This window comes from Agriterribacter sp., assembly GCF_035444585.1.
GTDB lineage: Bacteria > Bacteroidota > Bacteroidia > Chitinophagales > Chitinophagaceae > Agriterribacter.
On record NZ_DAOMOZ010000166.1, the window covers coordinates 4,260 to 10,477 of the forward strand.

General features: G+C 45.9%; 3 protein-coding genes. 2 read left to right on the forward strand and 1 reads right to left on the reverse strand.

Annotated features, from left to right (window positions below; genetic code table 11):
* Positions 1-361: 361 nt before the first annotated feature.
* Positions 362-1,699, reverse strand: a complete 1,338-nt coding sequence (locus PLH26_RS15960; RefSeq protein WP_324587026.1) for a hypothetical protein — start codon at positions 1,697-1,699, stop codon at positions 362-364.
* A gap of 152 nt (positions 1,700-1,851) precedes the next feature.
* On the opposite strand from PLH26_RS15960, the gene PLH26_RS15965 reads away from it, so the two are divergent.
* Both PLH26_RS15965 and PLH26_RS15970 read left to right on the forward strand, forming a co-directional pair.
* Positions 1,852-3,987: a tetratricopeptide repeat-containing sensor histidine kinase gene (locus PLH26_RS15965; RefSeq protein WP_324587027.1), complete on the forward strand. Its 2,136-nt coding sequence runs from the start codon at positions 1,852-1,854 to the stop codon at positions 3,985-3,987.
* 428 nt (positions 3,988-4,415) lie between these two features.
* Positions 4,416-6,218 (forward strand): hypothetical protein (locus PLH26_RS15970; RefSeq protein WP_324587028.1); only part of this gene is annotated, 1,803 nt, incomplete at its 3' end.

The window sequence follows — 6,218 nt, forward strand, 5'->3', positions numbered from 1 at the left end:
AGCCTTGCTTTATCAGATGTGTTTGTTCTGTCGTGTTTTCCGGTACTTCGGCATACCCTTCTTCTTCGTTTTGGAACTTCGACTCCTTTGGAGTCGCTTTAAGCTTTTCTCTTCCTGTTATAAACCTTGTATCCTTTCAGGATAGGAAATAGCATATTTATTTCCAATAGCGGTCTGACCCTTCTGCGGCGGGTGCCGACCGCTTTTACGCGCAAGCACTTGTATTGACCCTGAAAGGGTCTAAACGTTTATAACTGCAGGATAAAAAGTATTGCGACCCCGAAAGGGTCGAACAAAATCTTCTTATGTATAACGGCTCTTTGTTTTGCCTTCCTTTCAGTAAAGTCAGCAAACAAAAATTTCATTCTCCCCTTTCCATAGCTTTCAAAACAATATAAGGACATGCAACCGTAGTAAGGTAAACCGGTCCCTGCGTGCCGGAAGCTGTGATACATTCAAAAGGTCCTCCAAAAGAAGCGCCTTTGCGGTAATCTGTTTCTCTTAAGTGTGTAATATATTCCTTTATTAACTGTTGGGCGTAAGCGCTGTTTACTTTGGCAATGGCAGAAGCTACCCATCCGGTGGGTGTTCCCCAGTAGGCCCCGTTCTGGTATTGATTTTTGGGGACCAGGGATTTTTGCCAGGCGGTTTCGGCATTGTGATCTTCTGTTGTTATGATATGCCTGATATTGCCCTTATAGGCCAAAGAACCGCTACCATAAGCATCTGCAAGATGCCTGCACGCATTTAAAGCATCTTCTCCATTAAGAATGTCTAAATAGATAGCAAGGGATGTTGCCCATACATCAGGCTGGTTGCTTTTGCCCGTTGAGGCCAGCAGCATGCCGTCTTTATTTAAGAAAATTGCCGGCAGCGCTGTTTTTATGGACCGGGCAATGTGTTTATAATAGTCTGCTTTGTCTTTATTTTCTATAGAAGCAAAGATGTCATAGAGATCATTTGCCGCAATATATTTTAATATAGACGCATAGCACAGGTTACCGGTAATTTCAATCACATCCCGGAACCCGAAATCAACGCCCCGGAAAGCCTCATTGGTATAAACGATATGATTGTCTTTGCGCGAAGGCGGCACTCCAAAAGCGATCTCCAGCCGGTCAATGAGTGGTTTCCCGTTTATTTCTTTGAATAGTATTTCCCTGTCGGCTGTCGTTTTAATATAATGATTGGCCATACGTATAAAGAAAAACTGGTCGCAATAAGGCGGGAACATCCCAAATTCCTTCACGCCCTGCGCTTCCGTATCGTAAGTCCCGGGAAAGTATATGGGCAGGCTGTTATCAATGCGGATATGATCGGCAATAGCCCCCAGAGGCACCATGCTTCCCTCTTTGGTGATCCAGGTTTGATCGCATTGTGTTGAGGCAGTTAGCAGCAGCATGTGCTTTTGTTCTTCTTTTTTTACAAAGCCTGTTTCAAGCGACATGGCATAGTCCCTGATCCAGAATGCGGGGTAAGTAGTTCTGCCACCCGGGCGGATCAGGACCCCGCCGGTTTGATTGGCGCCAAACTCCGGTATACTTTGTTGCGGGTAGATGCGTGAGCTGTCCAATACTGCTTTTGTAAGGCTTTCCAGGAAGGAAAGATCTTCTTTATTGATGATCCTTTCTTTTTGCTGTGCAAACAATATGCCTGAACAAAGCGTATGCTGGATGAGTAAAATAAAAATATATTTCATTTTGGCAGATGATTATACTGCGAAGATGTGGTTTTTTTAATAGTATATCCGTCTGCATTTAATCTCTAACATAAACACTGCATACGCAACGGGACTTAAACACGTTTATAAGTGTAATGCAAAACTTTACATGCAGTGGTAAAACGATCTCCATGAAGCGCGAAAAAAAAATTTTGATTCCCATTCTGCTCATATTAACGGCCTTCATGCTTTTTTTTATGAGCTGTCGCAATTACCGGCAAAAAGATGCGGATCAGTCGTACGAGAATTTTAGCTTCAGGAAGATCCAGCAGTATATTGACGATAGTGCTCATTATTTCCGGGCTATAGACTCGGTATACGCCTATCTGCCTTATCCGCAGAGATTGTATGAAGCATATGGCTGCAAAAGGGGGTATTACTATACGCACAAGAGGGATTATGCCAGGGCTTTAATGTATTCAGACAGCATGCTTATGATCGTTAAGCAGCTCAGGCGTAATAAGGGATATATGCACTGGTACGCCACGGCGCTATCATATAAAGCCGATGACCTGCATGCGCTTGAGCGTTACGATGAAGCCTTTGGCTTTTACTTCCTGGCGCGGGAAGCCATTTTAAAAACGGGCAATCTGTGTCAGCGCACCAATTCCACGACCAGCCTTGGTAAAATTGCCTATAAGCGGAAACGCTATGCTGAGGCAGCCCGGTTCTTTAAAGAAGCGTATGTGCAAAGGTCAGACTGTGACCATAACGGTGATCCCAATAAAGAGCACACACTTTTTGCCAACCAGCAGGCAGATCTGGATAATATCGGGATATGCTACAGCAGGCTGAATATGCACGACAGCGCTATTTATTATTTCGACAGCGCACTGAGCTATATCCGGTATAATGCACACAAGGCATTCCGCTACAACGCTCAGAACCAAAAGGTGCTTGATACCGCGCTTATCGAATCTGCCACCGCAGTCATTTATGGCAATCTTGCAAAGGATGCAATGGAAACGGGCAATGATTCCTTAGCCGAAAGATTGCTCAAAGAGAGCATTCGCATCAATAGCCTCCCCCGTCGTGCAGTTGAAGATGTGCCCTGGTCGCTTGCCAAGCTGGCCGACCTGTATATCCGCCAAAAAAGAGTGCACGAGGCAGAACCTGTATTGTTTGCCCTGGAAAGGGGATTGGACAGTTTTCCCAGCCCGGAATTAACGGGAAAATGGAACCTGATGCAGTCGCGGATAGCCGGAGAAAACAATGATTTTCGTAAAGCAAACCGCTATCTTACCCGCTATATGAAGATCAGCGATTCTATAGAAATAGCGGAAAGAGGAGTGCTCTCTCCCGATATTAATAAAGAATTGAACTATCTAAGGAACGAATACGAGCTGGATGCTTTGCAAAAAGAGGATGATCTTAAAACCATCTACCTTATTGTTACGGCAATGGGCGCCGCTATGGCTGTGCTGGTGATGCTCCTCATCTGGCGAAATTATCGCCAGTCGAAGAAACATATCGCAGTGCTTGCAGGGCTCAATAAAAAAGTGTCCGGCAAGCATGCTCATCTGGCAAAGGCATTTTCTGCATTGGAGAACAGCCATGCGGAAAACAGCAGGATGATGAAGGTGGTGGCCCATGATCTTCGCAATCCTGTAGGCGGAATAGCAGGCATGAGCGACTTTTTGCTGAAAGAGGATAATTATTTGCCCGGTCAGCGCAAAATGCTCGAAATGATCAGCAAGGCAGGCCATCATGCCGTTCAGCTCATAGAAGAACTTTTGCATACCAGCCAGCAGCGCAACAACGTTAATAAAGTGCCTGTTGACCTGGCGGTGCTGGTTGCTTACTGTGCAGAGATGCTCGCTCCAAAAGCAGCGGAGAAAAATCAGTCCATAAAATTGCAAACCCTTCCGTGTACGGTACATGCCGACCGTGAAAAGCTATGGCGTGTTTTTAGTAACCTTATTGGAAATGCTTTAAAATTCGGGCCGGAAGAAAGTGTTATTGATATTGATTTCAGTTTGAAGGATAACCGGGTTACCGTAGCCGTAAAAGACCGGGGCATCGGCATCCCGGGAAACCTGAAAGAAAAAATATTCAAAATGACAGCCGATTCCAAAAGATTGGGTACTTCAGGGGAGCCTTCCTATGGATTGGGTCTTGCTATATGCAGGCAGATCATGGATGCGCACGAAGGTAAATTGTGGTTTGAATCCCGGCAGGGCGGCGGCACCGTTTTTTATGTTTCTTTTGCCTGCACCGCAACTTCACCGGTTCATCCCCATCATAAAATAACTTCTGTACCGGAGTAATATGAAATGAGGCAACATGCCCCGCCTGCAGGCATGGTAAAGAAATAGTGGGGGTATTTGATTAAAGCCTGTGTCATTTTATTCCGTAATGAATTAAAGCTTTACCCGCCTGTTAAATGAGAAAGCAGCAGCGAAATGAAGTTGAGGTTACAGTAGTAGAAAAGCTATATCAGGGCTCCTTCCCGAAAACGGGCAGTAATCCTGATTTATATGTTACCACCTAATAAATTATCAACATTGCTTTGATTACTCATTTCTATTTTTTAATATTACTGTTCCTCCCTGAGTAAGATCCTATGTTCCGCCTCCTCCGTTCCTTTTTTAAAATTCAACTTCCGTTAAAATTTCAGTAAAGACAAATCTGCAGGGTTTTGCACATGCGATCCCCGCTTGTTTGAGCGCATTTTTCATTGATTAAATCATTTTTGATGACGCAGGCGCAATTATCGGCTATGCTCGAAAGTATTACCGGGCATCTCACTGTAAAGCAGGAAGGTCAGGAAAAGCAGTTGCAGCAGGCAAGGGAAAGGGTGGCGGCTTCACTGGTTGGCCAAAAAATTGAAGATACGGGAACAGAGCATCTTTTTGCCAATTCCAGTTTGTACAGTCGCGACAATATTACCGTGTCGGCGCTCAGCAATATCAACGACATTGCAGCAGGCGTGCTGGGCCGGGCGCCCGCTCCGGAAAAAGCTTCCGGAGAACGTGTTTTTGTACGCAGTGTACCGGTATTGAATGCTGCAATAGCCGGCAGCGTGCCCGACTGGGCGGCAGGATCGGGTCCTTCCGAAACATACGGACCTTTTTTAAGCAATGAAGGCCGGGAGATATGGATTGATGTTTACCGCTATGAAAAATTAATTACGCTATACATAGGCGCGCAGCCGGTATTGTTGTTCAAAGCCGCTTTCCGGCAGGGAAGGATACTTTTTCCCGGCGGTTTGCCGGCGGAGCTTGCCACAACTTATACCATTGTAGCCGGTAGCTGCTGGATAAATGCAAAGCTGCTTTCTGCCGCAGCGCCTGCCGACCGGTTTATCGGCGTTGCCGTAAAAGGCGGCAGCATAAAGCTGAGCCTTCCGCCCACCATACAAAACAACCAGATCACATTGAACCCTGCAGTTAATATGCAGGTGTCGCTCAAATTAGCGCAGCATACAGATGAAGGCGCGGCTGAAACTTCTCCTTATGGAAAGGATGCAAGGGAAGCCACTTACCAATTACCGGAAATATGGGAATTTACGTGGCAAAACAACAAATGCAATATTACTCAAATTGGCCCGGCATCATGTAAAATATACGGGCAGCCTTTCGCATTCAGCTTCACACCGGCACCCAATATATCACCGGCATACAGCAACAACCAAATATTAATACCATGGAAAGCGGATGTGAATGAATTTGCGGTTGCTCAATATAAAAGCCCCTGGACCAGTCTTTCCGGTGAAGTTCCTGTTAAAAAAACGTATTGGGCTTTTGCTGCAACGGCATTGAACATTAACAGTCCTGTGCAGGCCTCGGGTAACGGATCGGTATTGTTGCAATGTGGCGAAGGATGGCGTATGGTTTGGAACGGATTACAAAATGAAGACATAAGATTGAAGCAACCTGCCGTTTCCGGTAAGCCGGGAGAGATAACCATCACCGATATGGAGGCGGATGCGTTCGGTGCTTCACATCATCTTGAATTATGGGAGGATGAACAAAATACGCATGGTACAACCGCGGATATGTTTTTGCTGAAAAAGGTGCCTTTGATTTTTATCATCAACAGTAAAAATGCACAGGAATTGCTGGTAACAAGCTGTGCCGCTACTGTATATGCCGATCGCCCGGTAAAGGTAAACGGGGAGCCTTTTCCTGTACAGTCGTCTTCCTGCAATATGTTGCTCAGCGCAGGGAAAACCGGCAGAAGGATAATGCTGGTGGAAGAAGATATGCAGGCCGATCAGGCTGCTTCTGCGAATGCGGGGAATATTCCGGGCACTGCTGCTCCCGCCCAGACATTGAATCTTTTTTCCATTGCGCTGGAAAATGCATTGTTCACCGTTTCCCCCATAAAATCGTTTATTCTTTTTGGTGAGTGCGATGATGCAATGGAAAATGTAATACGGGGAAACTGCATACTCATTTTTTCGCTGTACAGTTATTTGCCTACATTGCCCGACCCTTACGTGGCCAACCTGGGACTGTGGCGGCGGGGTGTTTCTTCCGGGAGGTACAGCCGTATT

Coding starts and splice junctions, on each gene's coding strand:
- PLH26_RS15960 (WP_324587026.1), bottom strand. CDS start 1,699: ATGAAATATATTTTTATTTTACTCATCCAGCATACGCTTTGTTCAGGC.
- PLH26_RS15965 (WP_324587027.1), top strand. CDS start 1,852: ATGAAGCGCGAAAAAAAAATTTTGATTCCCATTCTGCTCATATTAACG.